Here is a 13360-nt window from a genome sequence, read left to right on the forward strand (position 1 = left end):
AACATTCCTATACAGGTTAACTTCCGAAGGCAGAACCTTGAGTAACCCCAAAGCCACCCGCAGAGAATACATAAAATCGGTAGTTGTCATAGCTGTCATCGTGATAGTTGTCTTCGGCTTCTTTGTCGGCATGCGTTTTGCCCTCAACACCGAGGTTCCCGTGCGGGTGGTTGAAAGCGGCAGCATGTGCGTGCCCTATGATGGCTTCTGCAACGGCTGGAGCCACCCTTTCGAGCAAACTCTCCACATCGGCGACATCATCGTTATTCAAGGCGTAGACCCCGAGACGTTAAACACCGATTACCCCAACAGCGACGTCATCGTGTACCAGAACCCCACCGACCCCAACTCCACTCCCATCGTGCACCGCATAGTTTCAAGCTACGAGGTTAACGGCACACTGTATTTCCAAACTAAGGGTGATGGAAACAGCTTTGATAAGTGGCCCGCGGAGCCCACTGAAAGCGAATATGACTCCAACACGCTTTGGAATACGGGGCAAGGGGTCCCAGCGGATCTGGTTATCGGCAAAGTCGTTATGCGGATTCCATGGTTTGGGCATGTCACGTTGTTTCTACGGGGCAACGCCTGGGGGTTGCCGCTGATTATTGCTTTGATAGTTATTCTGTTAATCGTTGAGTTCGTGTTGCCTATTCTGAAAAGCAAGAAACCTGAGCAGGCACAGAACAGCGGCGAGGATGACCAAACAAAACCGCCTGTCCCCGCATCTGACAGCTTCTCTGTTTAAGGCGGCAGCGCAAGGTTGCCGTCGCTGTCTAGGCTCCAATAGGGGTTGTAAGCAACCTCGATGAGGTGCCCGTCGAGGTCTTTGAAGTAACCGCTATATCCGCCCCAGAAAACCTTCTGCGCAGGCTTTACCACAACTGCGCCGGACCGCTGTGCCTCTGCCAGCACCTCATCAACTTCCTGTGGGTTCTTGGCGTTTAGTGAAAGCGTGATTCCTGAAAAGCCGCTGCCCTCTGCAGGCACCGACGCGTCTGCTGCAAGGAGACTTCGGGGATACAACGCCAAAGCAAAGCTGCCTAAAGAAAAAACCGCTAGGTCTCCACTGCTTGCCGTCGACTTTTTCCAGCCGAGCCCTTTTTCGTAAAACCTAACTGCCCGCTCTAGATCGGCGACTCCTAGGGTTATCAACGTTAACTTCTGCCGCATCAAATATGCCTCATCAAATAGGCTGAGGGCTCAGCATATAAATGGTGTTAACTGGTCAATGTAAAAAATGGGGGCTTACCTGAGTAAGCGCATAACGAATTCTTGGCACTGCGTGTTTAAGTCGCTGCCCGAGTTCACCTTAGCCGCTGCATGTATAGTGTAGCTGCTGTCGCCTGGCAGAGGCGCCACATCCTTTAGGACCGCGGCTTGGTCGCTGTTGTCGATTGCTATGTCGCCGTAGCCGAATGCCCCGATTACTGTGCCTTGCGGCGGGTTGAGGCTGTCTAGATATGCCTGTATGGTGGTGGCGGGTTTACCTGCGTAGATGGGGCCTCCAACGACGATGATGTCGTAGCCTACGGGGTTAGCGGCAACGTCGCTTTTAACGCCTGCCAATGTAACGTAGTAGCCTGAATCCTGTATGTTAAAGCCAATGTATGAGGCGACATCTTTAGCGCGGCCGCTTAAACCTGGGTCGTAGACCACCAGTGCTTTGCCCTTTGCGCTGTCATTGGGCAAGGGGTGGGTGCCGGTGGCGAAGTTGCCGGCGGCGTCAAAGATAACTAAGCTAAACGCTGCGAAACCAACGATTACCAGAATGCCGATAACGGCTAGTATAACCTTTAAGATTTTATGCATAATCTCCTCTCCATCCCCCCTTCGCAGGGAATAAATAAAAAGCCTCTGCTCTAAATCCAAAATTTCCCCAAGGAACCCAGCCTAACGAGCCTTCTGCGCCAGCTCCCTTGCCCAACTGCGGATTTCCTCTCTATCACGCAGGTCATAAACGCCTGGCTCCGTTTCTTTGAAGCCGTCGCTTTCCAGCTGGGGCCGAATCATCCCTAAGGTGCGGCGGAACAGCACATTCATCTTGCCATAGTCAAGGATGCCGCCGAAAAAGCCCACTGCAATCGGCTGTAGGCTGTACTTTGCGATTTTGTCGTCGAGGGATGCTTTTCGGATTTTCTCGACTTCCTCAGGTTTGCCTTCGCGTTGGGGAACCATCTTCATGGTGCAGGCGAAGACTGCATGTTTTTTGGCAGTGAGCTCTTTTTGGTGTTTTTTCAGAAAGTCCTCGGCTTCGCCGGTCCATTTGCCCATCTGCATGCCGCTGCCTACCACAACTAGCCCATAGGGTGATAGGTCTTTGATTTTCTCTTTTTTCGCGTCCGCCACCTTAACTGAGAAGCCTTCGCTGCTTAGAACAGATGCGATTTCTTGGGCGGTCAACGCGGAGGCGCCGTATCGGGTGCCATAAACAATCAGAACTTCCATGTCAATCCCTGCTTTTCCTTTAGTTAATCAAGTTTAATAAGTTTTTATTCAGAAGGTTTATGCCTGAAAAAGTCAATGAGCGTCAGGAAAGTGTAAATCCCTCAGGCTACTCATCTACATTCATCCTTGGTGGTAAGTGTGGTTAAACGACCTCATGCATCCTTCATGCTTAAACAGGCATTCAAGTCAACGTTCTCTAAGCCTGCGACGGAAAAATATCCTAAGGTGAAGCCAGAGTTACCGGAGAAGTTTCGGGGAGAACCCATCTTTGACTACTCCGCCTGCATCGGCTGCGGCTTATGCAGCAGAGATTGCCCCTCCCAAGCCATCGAGATGGTGACGGTCGAGGGCAAGAAGCGTCGTCCACAGCTTAACCTCTCAAAATGCATCTTCTGCTACCAATGCGCTGAGACATGCCCCAAAAAGGCGATAAGCAACTCTTGCCTCTACGAGCTAGCCACAACTGACAAGTCCAACCTGGTTATGAAGCCTAAAGCCCCCTCAGAAACCTAATGTCTTGAGTTTAGCCTTCTGGGGCTGGAGCGGCTGCTTGGGGTTATCCTGAAAATTCGTCGAGTTGAAACCCCTAAAACCATGAAAACTCTTAAATTATACAAACTGCAACTGAAAAGCAAGGTTGTCTCGTCAATGGCCTCACACACTAAGCAGCTTGAAATCCAAGGCTACGATGAAAAAGAAAAGATGTATCTTGTCAAGTCACCCTCCGGCGAAATAGTTAAGGTTCAAGATACATTTGCGGAGATGTTTCCGCTTTGGGCAGCCAGAGTCCTCATAACCGCTGCCAACCCGAAGTGGGCAGAAATCGCTGCCTCCATAACTACTGGATACGCCACAAGCGTCATCGCCGCCTCAGCTGAGGCAGCCGTCGAACGCACCGTACCCGCCAGCGAGACCCCTGATAACCGACCCGGCATCCTTATTCAAATTTACAACAAAGACCGCTTTGAACTCAAGCATTCCCTCATGGGACGCATTGGACAATGCACCATGACCTGCCCCACCACCGCAGCCTTCAATGGGCTAGTGGGCAAACGTGTCCTGCTTATCGGAAGCAGCCTACGCTACTTCGGCGACGGCTTCCAGAAGAAAGCGCTGGTTGGCGGACGCAAATGCTGGAAAATACCCGTTATGGAAGGCGTCTTCCTTGTCGAGGACGGCTTTGGCGCCATGGAGGCTGTTGCAGGCGGCAACTTTATGATATTTGCAAAAACAGACGCTGAATGCCTAGCCGCGGCGGAGGCAGCAGCAGACGCCATTCGAGCTCAGGTCCCCGATGTCATCATGCCCTTCCCAGGCGGTCTATGCCGTTCCGGTAGCAAAGCTGGCTCGTTGAAATACAAGCTTAAAGCCTCAACTAACCAAACTTACTGTCCCACGCTCCGCACCATCGTGCCAGACACCGTGGTTCCGGAGGGATGCACAAGCGTTTTGGAAATCGTCATTAACGGTTTAACGTTGGATGCAGTTAAGAAGGCGATGGCGGTTGGTGTGCAGGCTTCTTTGGCGTGTCCGGGCATCATCAAAATCAGCGCGGGCAACTATGGTGGCAAGCTGGGTCCGTTTAAGGCGTACCTCAAAGACGCTATTGGCGTGCCGGAAGCGCCCGCGGAGAAGGCGCCTAAAGCAGCTAAAGCCTAACCGGCTCTTTTTTGAGTCGCAACTTTTATCTGGCTGTCCCCAAGGATAGTTATTGAATTCGCTAAGTGAATTACTTTGAGTGCCTCCAAAAAAAGCTCCCTTGAACTATTCAGGCTAAGAAAAACCATCAATAACCTAGCCGGCAAAGAGGGCAGCCACACTGAACTCATCACCATCTATGTGCCGCCTGATAAACAAATCAGCGACGCCCTCAACCTGCTCCGCAACGAATACGGCACCGCCAGCAACATCAAATCCAACGTTACCCGCAAAAACGTGCTGGACGCCATCGTGAAGGCGCAGCAGAAGCTTAAGCTCTTCAAGGACCCCGGCGAGAAGGGCATCGTGGTTTTCACGGGGGCGCTTCCGCAGGAGGGGGGCGGTGGACCCGGCACTGAGCGGATGGAGAGCTACGTGATTGTTCCCCCCGAGCCGATTCGAATTTTCCTTTACCGCTGCGATAACCGCTTCCACACCGAGCATCTGCAGGAGATGCTGCGGGAAAAAGAATCCTACGGCATCTTGCTGGTGGACGCCAACAATGCCACCATAGCTACCCTGCAGGGCAAGCACCTCAACATCGTTATGCAGATGTACAGCGGCGTCACGGGCAAAACCCGTGCTGGCGGCCAATCCGCGAGGCGTTATGAGCGGCTGCGGGACATGCAGCTAAACGAGTACTACCAGCGCGTCGCCCGGCATGCTGACGAAGTCTTTTTGCCGATGGAGAACCTTAAAGGCATCATATTGGGGGGTCCGGGGCCAACCAAGTATGACTTCGAGAAGGGCAGCTACCTGAACTATCAGTTGCAGGGCAAAATCCTTGAGGTAGTCGACACAGCCTACGTGGAGGAACAGGGCGTTAAGGAAGTGGTGGAGAAAGCTCCCGAAATCATGAAGAAGGTCCGCTACATCGAAGAGAAAGAAATCATGCAGAAATTCCTCTACGAAGTCGGACATGACAGCGGCCTTATCACCTACGGTGAAGCAGAGGTGCGGCGGCTCCTAAACGCGGGCGCCGTGCGGACGGTGTTGATGTCGGAGGAGCTGGATATGCAGCGGGTAACCGTGAAATGCAGCGCCTGCGGCTACCAGGAGGAACACACCGTTAAGGGCAAGATGCTCTCGGAGTTTGAGCAGGGACTGGTTGGGAAAGCCTGCAAAGGCTGCCAGGCGCCTTCATATGCGATTGTGGATAAAAAAGACGTGGTGGACGACATCGCTGATCTAGCGGCGCTCTCTAACACTGACGTTGAGGTTATCTCTACTGAGACTGAAGAGGGTCAGATGCTTAAGAACGCTTTCGGCGGCATAGCGGCGATTCTGCGGTTCAAGCAGAACTAACCCTATTCTTTGTTTTCTTATCTTCTACCTTTTGGAAACCCTGCCGGTTCCATGGTTGTCTGCTAGACCCCTCTCTGGTCTATGCATCTAACCTCTAATAGGCGGCAGACAGAACCATAAATCCCGCCTTAGTGCTCGTGTTCATGGTGATGCTCAGGATCCTGCAACGCGCCAAACGCGTTCTGTACCACCTCGTTTAGCGCCGGATGAATATGCATGCCCCTTGCGATGGGTCCGTAGTCGCCGTTGCCGCTTGCCATGGCATTGGTGATTTCCTGCAGCAGCACCGCGGCTTCGGGTCCGATGATGTGGGCGCCAAGGATTTTGCCGGTTTGCTGCTCCACGATCACTTTCACGAAGCCCTCGGGGTCACCCATCGCGGCTCCCATCGCCGTGTCCCGGTAAAACGCCGTTCCGACGAGGATTTTATGCTTCTGCCTGGCTTCCGCTTCCTTTAAGCCCACCGCAGCAACCTGGGGATAAGTGAATACTCCATGGGGCGTCGCTGAGAAATCCATCTGCACCTTATGCTCATTTGTGGAGTTATGCCACACGATGCCTGCCTCATAGTTGGCGGCGTGCTTAAACATCTGCTTGCCGATGGCGTCTCCGAAGGCAAAAATGTGCTTCTTGCTGGTTTCTAGGTACTCGTTGACTTCTATGAATCCTCGGCTGTCAAGTTTCACGCCGGTTTTCTCGGGGTGGAGCAAGTCGGCGTTGGAGACTCTGCCCGTGGCAACCATCAATGCGTCGGCGGTGAAGGTTTTCTCTGAGCCGTCAAGGCGGCTTCTGGCAACCAGCGTTTTGCCGGCTGCGTCCTGTTTGGCTTCGATGGTGTCGTGGCCAAGGTAGAGGTCCATGCGTTTTGAGGCTTCGTTTTGCAGTAAACTGGAGATTTCTGGTTCCTCCTCGGGCAGCACGCGGTCGCCCCGGTGTACCACGGTGACTTTGGTGCCGATGGCTGAGAAGAAGTGGCCGTATTCCATGCCGATGTAGCCTCCGCCCACAATGATGATGCTTCGGGGCTGACTCTGCAGCTGCAGCACAGTGTCGCTGGTAAGGTAATCCACCGTTTCGATGCCCCTGATGGGGGGAATTGCGGTGCGGGCGCCCGAGCAGATAAAGATGGTTTTGGCTTTGAGGGTTTCGTTTCCCACCTGCATGGTGTAGTCTGAGATGAATTCGCCGGTTTGCTTATACCACTTCATTTCGGATGTGGCTTCGACGGCGGCGGCTTGCTGGCCCGTGTCGTGGGTGACGAGGGCATGCATGCGGTTCATGATGTTTTGGAAGTTCACGTTGTTGACGGTGGCGTTTATGCCCAGTTTATCTGCGCTTTGGATACTGGAGAGGAGGTCAGCGGGGTAAATGAGCATCTTGCTGGGGACGCAGCCCACGTTTATGCAGGTGCCCCCCATCCTGCCATGCTCAACCAGTGCCACTTTAAAGCCCTGTTCGACGGCGGCGGAGGCAATCAGCATGCCTGACCCTGACCCAACTACTAGTATATCGAATTCTTCCATTGAGAAAACCTCGGTATATACAGGTAAATGACTAATCAACGGCAAATAAACCTTTCAATTGCAGGCGCTTGCCGCAAAAAAAGCCTTTAAGCCCAGATGCCTAAACTGTCTTGATGATGTAATATGGCCAAAAATGATTTAACAGCCCAAGAGCAGAAGAAAAAGCAAGCCTACTACGGCAAGGGCGAGAAGAAAGCTAAAGAAGTCAAGAAGTAGCCGCCAAAAACTTGGGTAGGCAGCGCCTATCATGGAGGGCGTCGAAGGCTTCCAGTTCCTGCTTCTGCAGCGGCAACACTACACGCGACACTAAACCGTTGAGGCTGTGGGGCAGGCGGATGAGGCGGTACTCGCCCGAAGTCACCCACTCGTCAATGTTGAAACCCGCCGCCATGGCTTCTTTTGCCAGCGCCAGCCGCGCTTCAGTGCTTAAGCCATAGGCGTCCTCGTCGAGGACGTGGAGGTGAAAGCCCCTGCCCGAATAAACCACCCTCAGCTTGGAAAAGCGCCGCTCAAGATGCTCGTAGAGCCCGATGGCTTCATGCTTCACCATGTCCAGTTCCACTTCGCAGAAGCTCAGGCCCTGCCCCCGCTTCATCTTCTCCGCGAGGCTGCCGTGGATTGGGCAGGTGATGTTTTCGGGGTCCAAGTCAAACGCGAGTTCCTGACCGTCGGCTTTACCTTCTGGGGTGTAGCGGTTGCGGTCGTAGTAGACGGCTTCAGGCAGAAACTCCAACACCTGCGCCTGCACGTCGGCAAGGCCTTGGTACTCGTCGATTATGATGGTTGTTTGGGCGTCCTCGCGGTATTTTTCTGGAAAAATTTGTGTATGCCGCCCGATGATGACTGCGAATTTGGTGCCCGGGAGGTTTTGCCCAAACCACTCCGCCACGCTTCCCAAATCAAACTCTTCGGTGTAGAATTCTCGGCGCTCCTCCAAGGTGGCGTAACGCATACCGCTAGGCAAATAATACCGCGCCATAAGCTTCACCTATGAGGAAAGCTTTCTCGCCGAAATCCTTTGCGGAAACACTAATATGTCCGCTTCCCCGCAGTTTATGTTGGTGAATTGTTTTGCCTTTTGATCCTGATTTTCAAACTAAACGCAAAGTTGTAAGTGAACACAGTGGACACAAAGTCTGGGGGCCAGTGGAGCCTCCGACCAAGCTGGGTATCCACGGAACCAACGTGGCGGTGGATTGGGATGTCTGCGTGGGCGACGGCGTCTGCGCGGATGTCTGCCCCGTTTCCCTCTATGACATGGTGGATACGCCTGGGCATCCGCTGTCCAGCCGCAAAGCCGACCCCGCCCGAGAAGACACCTGCATCCAGTGCCTAGCCTGCGAGCTACAGTGCCCCGCCGCAGCCATAAAAATCACTCCTCCGCCCTAGCCATTGTGGTAAATGTTATATGGGCAGGCGCTTGATTAACTGCTAGGCGCCAGCTATGAGTGAGCCATCAAAAGCCAAAACCATAATCCTGCAGTCCCAGGATGCAAACGCCAAAATAACCGATGTCGTCGAAGGCATAATCTGCGGCATCATGGACGCCGGCGAAGTCAACGTCGTCGGCTTGGGCGACTCGATGTTTCTGGCCTGCAGCGCAATCAACATGGCCAGCGAAATCGCCAAAGTCTACGTGGACGACATCGACATAGCCGCACTCGAGTTTCCCTCTTTGGGGAGGGTGCCGGCGGTTTCGGCGCATCTTTCCCAGAAAACCGCGGGGGATTACACTGCACTTGCTGAGGCCGAAGACAAAAAACTCGCCGACGTAACCGAGCAAACCATCAGCGTCAGCCGAGCATCCACCCTTGAGCGCCTCATAACCATCTGTCTGCTGCGGCTTGCGCGTTTTGAGGAAGTTAAAATCGTGGCGGCAGGCGGCTCCATAAACGACGCCATCGCATTAGCGCTTAAGCTCACGGGCGGGGCAATCTCCAGGGATGAGGTAGGCATCAAACTGTTCCATCTTCACAGCATCATCATGCGCAACGACCCCACCAAAAGCATCGCGGCAGTCTCAATTTATCTGCAGAAAGGCGTCACCGCACGCTACACGAAGCGGCAAAGCGAGCTGCTTAAGAAGCTGGAAATGGGGCAGTTGAGCAGCTAAGATAAAACCCAGATGGACTAGATTTTTTATCAACGGTGGTAGCGTTAAGCATGTCGAGTTTTACTTTTCGAGAGTTTCACGGTAATGTAATTGCTTGAGCAGCTTTTCAAATTCTTCCCTTGCCTTACGTTCATAAAAAACTAAAAGACCAACGCAACCACCGAATATTCCTCCACCCACCATTGCTAAGGGTTGTCCAAATATCATGAAAACCGCAAGAAAAGCAGTACCAACGACACCTGTCACAAACATTCTTAAAGGTGTCTTTCGGACTATTTTTTCGACTATTTCTATTTGTTCTTGCAAATTTTGAGTACTTGATTTTTCAGACACCACAATGTCTCCCTGATTCACTATCGAATTGATGCCTATTTATTACTATGCTAAGAAGCACTGAAAACAAAGCCGCAGGGGGTATACTTAAGAAAGGGAAGGTTGATCAGCTAAAAAAGGGGTAACCCAAAAAAGGGTTATTTTATTAGGGCAAGGTTTTGGTTGACTTTGTCCCAGTTGACGAGGTTCCAGAAGGCTTCGATGAATTTGGGGCGCTCGTTTTTGTAGTCAAGGTAGTAGGCGTGTTCCCAGACGTCGAGTGCCATCACTATTTGGAAGTCGGGGAAAACGTTGACGTTGTGCTTCTCGATCTGCATGATTAAGGCTCGGTCCACGCATGGATGAACCGCCAGCGCCGCCCAGCCAGAGCCCTCCGTGCCCGCCGCAGTTGCCGAAAACATCTTTTTGAAGTTGTCGAAACCGCCGAATTGCTTGTCGATGATGTCTGCGATGGCTCCGCCGGGTGCGCCTCCGCCTCCTTTGCCTGCCGGCGCCATGTTCTCCCAGAATGTGGTGTGGAGCATGTGGCCGCCGATGTTGAAGCTGAGTTCTTTAGCGAGGGCTTTTAGGTATCCGAAGCTGACCCAGTAGTTGAGGGTATCTTTGTTTTCTTTGGCTTCGTCCATCATTTTGAAGAGGTTGTTGGCGCCATTCACGTAGGCTTGATGGTGCTTGCTGTGGTGGATTTTCAGTTGCTCCTCAGAGATGTAGGGAGCCAACGCGTTGTAGTCGTAGGGTAGTTTGGGTAGGGTAAACTGTTTAACTTTCTCCATAAAACTCACCAGAAATCAACCTTTTCCAAAGCAGAAAACCCCTAATATACCTTGCCTTCAGGGAATGAAGCCAACATGCCAGCCTATCCGCGGCAACTGCAAGGAGCCGCCAACAAAGCCGCTGCATCTGCCCAGCAAAACCGATGCCCCGCCCATAAATGCCCAGAGCAGCCAAAAAAACCTCAGCAAACGCCTCAGTATAAATAAGGGGCCTATCATTTGGCAAAGCAACAGCGCACCACGCTCTGGCAAGCTAGTGCTTATTACCATGCCTGCCTTTACATTTTATGGTGATTTTAATTGTCTAAAACTGACGAGAACCTAAAAGCCGCCTTCGCAGGCGAATCCCAAGCAAACCGCCTCTACCTTGCGTTTGCCAAAGCCGCAGAGAAAGAGGGTTTCCCCCAGATTGCCAAGCTCTTCAAAGCCGCGGCGGAAGCCGAAACCATCCATGCCCACGCTCACCTCCGCGTGATGGGCAACGTTAAATCCACAGCGGAGAACCTGAGCACCGCCGTTACAGGCGAAACCTACGAGTTCAAGCAAATGTACCCCCAATTCATCGAGCAAGCTAAAGCCGATGCAAACAAAGCCGCGCTTGTAAGCTTTGACTACGCCAACAAAGTCGAGCAGGTCCACGCGGAACTCTACCAGAAAGCAATCGAATCCGCTAAAGCCAAAAAGGACATGCCCTCAGCCCCCATCTACGTGTGCCCAGTCTGCGGCGACACATTCGTGGGCGATGCCCCCGACAAATGCCCCGTCTGCGGTTTACCTAAAGCCCGATTCACAAAAATCGAGTAAACACTCTTTTTCAATTTTTTATTTTATCTAAAAAAGGTTTAGCGGCAGCTACAAAAAAGAGAAAGGGTTAGGTTTTGATTTTGCGGGCTATCTGTACGCCCCAGTCAAAGCAGCCCTTGAGTTCTTCCTCGCTGGGCACCCACTTCAGCTCCAAAGACGGCTCAGCAACCTCAAAACCCACTTCCTTTGCCATCTTCACCATATCCTTCACTGCGCCGCCGCCCCAGCCAAACGAGCCAAAAAAGCTCCAGATTTTGCCTTTAGGCTTAAGCCCCGTGATGTAGGTGAGGAATCCGCCGACGGTGGGGAACATGCCGTTGTTAAGTGTAGGCGACCCCACAAGGACCGCTTTGGCTTCAAGGATTTCGGTGACTCCCTCAGAATTGGGGCATGACCGCAGCTTAACCATCTTCACATCCACGCCTTCACTTGCGATTCCCTCCGCGATGGAACGCGCCATCTTATCGGTGCTATGCCACATCGTATCGTAGACTATGACGGCTTTGTTTTTGGCTGCGCCGCTGCTCCACTGCAGATAGGCATTGATGATTTTCATGGGGTCCTTGCGCCAGATGACGCCGTGGCTTGGCGCGATGATGTCGATGGGGATTTTCATGGCGACGACCTCATGGATTTTGCGGGTGACAAGCGAACCCAGCGGCATCAGGATGTTCGCGTAGTAGGTGGTGGCTTCCTCCATCAGCACATGCTCGTCAACTTGGTCATCGAACCGCTCAGAGGTGGCGAGGTGCTGACCAAACGCGTCGTTACACAACAAAACCTTATCCTCAACCAGATAAGTGAACATGCTGTCGGGCCAATGCAGCATCGGAGCCTCCACAAACCGCAGGGTCTTGCGGCCCAATTTGAGTTCATCACCTGACTTCACGGTTTCTATGCGGACAAACTCGCTGCCGAAATGCTTTATGATCTCTTCTTTGCCCCGCTGCGTCGAAAGGATCTTCGCGTTAGGCGCCAACTTGGCAATCACGGGCAAACTGCTGGAATGATCCATCTCCACATGGTTAACGATGATGTAGTCGATTTTCTCAAGCGGAGTATGCTCCTTGATTTTACTAACAAGCTCACTGGCAAAGGGGTATTTGACGGTGTCAACAAGGACTGTTTTATCGTCCTCTATGAGGTAAGCGTTGTAGGTGGTGCCGCGGTTGGTTACGTAACCATGGAAGTCCCGTATGTCCCAGTCGACGACGCCGACCCAGCTTACGCCTTCTTTAAGGGTGACTTTAACCATAATTTTATTCGCTCCAAAACAGGTAGAAGTCTATCAAAAAGAACTCAGCGCCAACCTCTTATAACACTTTCGTTTAGGCAGCAGCTTAAAGTTATATGCTACAGAAACCAAGTATTCTGTGAAGCCGCAAGGCAGGTTTTGTGGAGGAAAAAATTTTGAGTTTACTACCTGACGACAAAAAAGAGCTCCTGAAAAAGGATTTCCAAGAGAAACTCGTGGACCCCGTTAAGCTAGTTATGTTTACGCAGGAGACCGAGTGCCGCTACTGCAATGACACCCGCAGACTCACCGAAGACATCGTCGGCCTCAGCGACAAGTTATCTGCGGAAATCTATGACTTCGTAAAAGACGCCGACAAAGCCAAAGCACTGGGCATCGAGCGGATTCCAGCGTTGGCGGTGATCGGCAAAAAGGACTATGGCGTACGCATCTACGGCATCCCCTACGGCTACGAACTGCAGACCCTAATCGAAGCCATAACCACCGTATCAAAAGGCACCACGGACCTCTCCGAGAAAACCAAAACAGTACTCAAAGACATCATGGTGCCCGTGAACATCAAGGTCTTCGTAAGCCTCACCTGCCCACATTGCCCCTTCGCCGCCGCGGTGGCTCATAAACTCGCCGTGGAATGTGACCTCATCAAAGCCGACGTAATCGACAGCACAGAATTCCCCGACCTTGCCCTCAAATACAACGTTATAGGCGTCCCCAAAGTAATAATCAACGAAACAACCGACTTCGTGGGGGCATTCAACGAGGACCTCTTCGCCGAGCATGTGCTGCTGGGAACACTAAAATAACAAGCGTAAACCAAAAAATGGTAATCTAAAAAAGGAAAAGGAAAGGCGGTTTTAGTGACCGCCGCAGCCGCAGCAGCTACCGCAGCTTTCGGTGTCTTCGCCTTCATGATGATGGTGATGGGTGTGGTGCTGGTCAGCTGAGACTTCAGCGTTAATGTAGAGTTCGGGTTCCTCCTCGAAAGCAGCTTTGCATCCGGGTGCACAGAAGTAGTAGGTTTTGCCTTTGTAAACGGTTTTCCACTTTGCAGTCTTGGGGTCAACATCCATTTTGCAAACTAAGTCTATTGCCATACATAATTCACCTC

At 52.3% G+C, this 13360-nt stretch carries 17 protein-coding genes; 8 read left to right on the forward strand and 9 right to left on the reverse strand.

The annotated features are described in order from the left end of the window. The first annotated feature begins 37 nt into the window (after positions 1-37). Entirely contained in the window at positions 38-748 is a 711-nt protein-coding gene (locus tag NWE93_09720) for a hypothetical protein (protein MCW4000505.1), read from the forward strand. Here NWE93_09720 and NWE93_09725 read toward each other — a convergent pair. The 3 genes from NWE93_09725 to NWE93_09735 all read right to left on the reverse strand — a co-directional run bounded on the left by NWE93_09725 (position 745) and on the right by NWE93_09735 (position 2448). After that, positions 745-1173, reverse strand: a complete 429-nt coding sequence (locus NWE93_09725; GenBank protein MCW4000506.1) for a VOC family protein — start codon at positions 1171-1173, stop codon at positions 745-747. The genes NWE93_09720 and NWE93_09725 overlap by 4 nt on opposite strands. Before the next feature lie 75 nt (positions 1174-1248). Continuing rightward, on the reverse strand, positions 1249-1812 hold the full coding sequence (locus NWE93_09730; GenBank protein ID MCW4000507.1) for a hypothetical protein: 564 nt from the start codon (positions 1810-1812) through the stop codon (positions 1249-1251). Between the two features lie 81 nt (positions 1813-1893). Then, complete coding sequence (locus NWE93_09735) at positions 1894-2448, reverse strand: flavodoxin domain-containing protein (protein ID MCW4000508.1); 555 nt, start codon at positions 2446-2448, stop codon at positions 1894-1896. Positions 2449-2586: 138 nt separating this feature from the next. Here NWE93_09735 and NWE93_09740 point away from each other — a divergent pair, with 138 nt between their 5' ends. The 3 genes from NWE93_09740 (at position 2587) to prf1 (ending at position 5451) form a co-directional block, all read left to right on the forward strand. Beyond that, on the forward strand, positions 2587-2961 hold the full coding sequence (locus tag NWE93_09740; GenBank protein MCW4000509.1) for an NADH-quinone oxidoreductase subunit I: 375 nt from the start codon (positions 2587-2589) through the stop codon (positions 2959-2961). A gap of 189 nt (positions 2962-3150) precedes the next feature. Then, positions 3151-4107 carry a formylmethanofuran--tetrahydromethanopterin N-formyltransferase gene (gene fhcD / locus NWE93_09745; GenBank protein ID MCW4000510.1) on the forward strand — a complete coding sequence of 319 codons (957 nt, stop codon included), beginning with the start codon at positions 3151-3153 and terminating at the stop codon, positions 4105-4107. A gap of 75 nt (positions 4108-4182) precedes the next feature. Then, the gene (prf1, locus tag NWE93_09750; protein MCW4000511.1) at positions 4183-5451 is read left to right on the forward strand and encodes a peptide chain release factor aRF-1; all 1269 of its coding nucleotides are present in this window, start codon (positions 4183-4185) and stop codon (positions 5449-5451) included. Between the two features lie 128 nt (positions 5452-5579). Here prf1 and NWE93_09755 read toward each other — a convergent pair whose 3' ends face one another. Together NWE93_09755 and NWE93_09760 are read right to left on the reverse strand one after the other, a co-directional pair. Then, on the reverse strand, positions 5580-6974 hold the full coding sequence (locus NWE93_09755; GenBank protein ID MCW4000512.1) for a dihydrolipoyl dehydrogenase: 1395 nt from the start codon (positions 6972-6974) through the stop codon (positions 5580-5582). A 205-nt stretch (positions 6975-7179) separates the two neighbouring features. Then, positions 7180-7953 (reverse strand): DNA primase, encoded by a 774-nt coding sequence (locus NWE93_09760; protein ID MCW4000513.1) that lies wholly within the window; start codon positions 7951-7953, stop codon positions 7180-7182. Positions 7954-8045: 92 nt separating this feature from the next. Here NWE93_09760 and NWE93_09765 point away from each other — a divergent pair, with 92 nt between their 5' ends. Together NWE93_09765 and NWE93_09770 are read left to right on the forward strand one after the other, a co-directional pair. After that, positions 8046-8363: a ferredoxin family protein gene (locus NWE93_09765; GenBank protein MCW4000514.1), complete on the forward strand. Its 318-nt coding sequence runs from the start codon at positions 8046-8048 to the stop codon at positions 8361-8363. A gap of 55 nt (positions 8364-8418) precedes the next feature. Then, entirely contained in the window at positions 8419-9087 is a 669-nt protein-coding gene (locus NWE93_09770; GenBank protein ID MCW4000515.1) for a hypothetical protein, read from the forward strand. Between the two features lie 60 nt (positions 9088-9147). Here the strand turns inward: NWE93_09770 and NWE93_09775 are convergent, their stop codons facing one another. Then, a complete protein-coding gene (locus NWE93_09775) occupies positions 9148-9420 on the reverse strand; it encodes a hypothetical protein (protein MCW4000516.1) in 273 nt (90 codons plus the stop codon). A gap of 137 nt (positions 9421-9557) precedes the next feature. Continuing rightward, the gene (locus NWE93_09780; protein MCW4000517.1) at positions 9558-10193 is read right to left on the reverse strand and encodes a superoxide dismutase; all 636 of its coding nucleotides are present in this window, start codon (positions 10191-10193) and stop codon (positions 9558-9560) included. A 300-nt stretch (positions 10194-10493) separates the two neighbouring features. On the opposite strand from NWE93_09780, the gene NWE93_09785 reads away from it, so the two are divergent. Further along, complete coding sequence (locus NWE93_09785) at positions 10494-10997, forward strand: rubrerythrin family protein (protein MCW4000518.1); 504 nt, start codon at positions 10494-10496, stop codon at positions 10995-10997. Between the two features lie 67 nt (positions 10998-11064). On the opposite strand, the gene NWE93_09790 is transcribed toward NWE93_09785, so the two are convergent. Next, positions 11065-12252, reverse strand: coding sequence for a flavodoxin domain-containing protein (locus NWE93_09790; protein ID MCW4000519.1), 1188 nt, complete (start codon positions 12250-12252; stop codon positions 11065-11067). A gap of 155 nt (positions 12253-12407) precedes the next feature. Here NWE93_09790 and NWE93_09795 point away from each other — a divergent pair, with 155 nt between their 5' ends. After that, positions 12408-13055, forward strand: a complete 648-nt coding sequence (locus tag NWE93_09795) for a thioredoxin family protein (GenBank protein MCW4000520.1) — start codon at positions 12408-12410, stop codon at positions 13053-13055. A 51-nt stretch (positions 13056-13106) separates the two neighbouring features. On the opposite strand, the gene NWE93_09800 is transcribed toward NWE93_09795, so the two are convergent. Next, complete coding sequence (locus NWE93_09800; GenBank protein ID MCW4000521.1) at positions 13107-13346, reverse strand: YHS domain-containing protein; 240 nt, start codon at positions 13344-13346, stop codon at positions 13107-13109. Positions 13347-13360: the final 14 nt, after the last annotated feature.

The organism is Candidatus Bathyarchaeota archaeon, from assembly GCA_026014735.1.
GTDB lineage: Archaea > Thermoproteota > Bathyarchaeia > Bathyarchaeales > Bathycorpusculaceae > Bathycorpusculum.

Bases quoted from the DNA above. Each gene is read 5' to 3' on its own strand.
- NWE93_09725 (MCW4000506.1), bottom strand. From the start codon at position 1,173: ATGCGGCAGAAGTTAACGTTGATAACCCTAGGAGTCGCCGATCTAGAG.
- NWE93_09730 (MCW4000507.1), bottom strand. From the start codon at position 1,812: ATGCATAAAATCTTAAAGGTTATACTAGCCGTTATCGGCATTCTGGTA.
- NWE93_09735 (MCW4000508.1), bottom strand. From the start codon at position 2,448: ATGGAAGTTCTGATTGTTTATGGCACCCGATACGGCGCCTCCGCGTTG.
- fhcD (MCW4000510.1), top strand. From the start codon at position 3,151: ATGTATCTTGTCAAGTCACCCTCCGGCGAAATAGTTAAGGTTCAAGAT.
- NWE93_09755 (MCW4000512.1), bottom strand. From the start codon at position 6,974: ATGGAAGAATTCGATATACTAGTAGTTGGGTCAGGGTCAGGCATGCTG.
- NWE93_09760 (MCW4000513.1), bottom strand. From the start codon at position 7,953: ATGGCGCGGTATTATTTGCCTAGCGGTATGCGTTACGCCACCTTGGAG.
- NWE93_09770 (MCW4000515.1), top strand. From the start codon at position 8,419: ATGAGTGAGCCATCAAAAGCCAAAACCATAATCCTGCAGTCCCAGGAT.
- NWE93_09780 (MCW4000517.1), bottom strand. From the start codon at position 10,193: ATGGAGAAAGTTAAACAGTTTACCCTACCCAAACTACCCTACGACTAC.
- NWE93_09790 (MCW4000519.1), bottom strand. From the start codon at position 12,252: ATGGTTAAAGTCACCCTTAAAGAAGGCGTAAGCTGGGTCGGCGTCGTC.
- NWE93_09800 (MCW4000521.1), bottom strand. From the start codon at position 13,346: ATGGCAATAGACTTAGTTTGCAAAATGGATGTTGACCCCAAGACTGCA.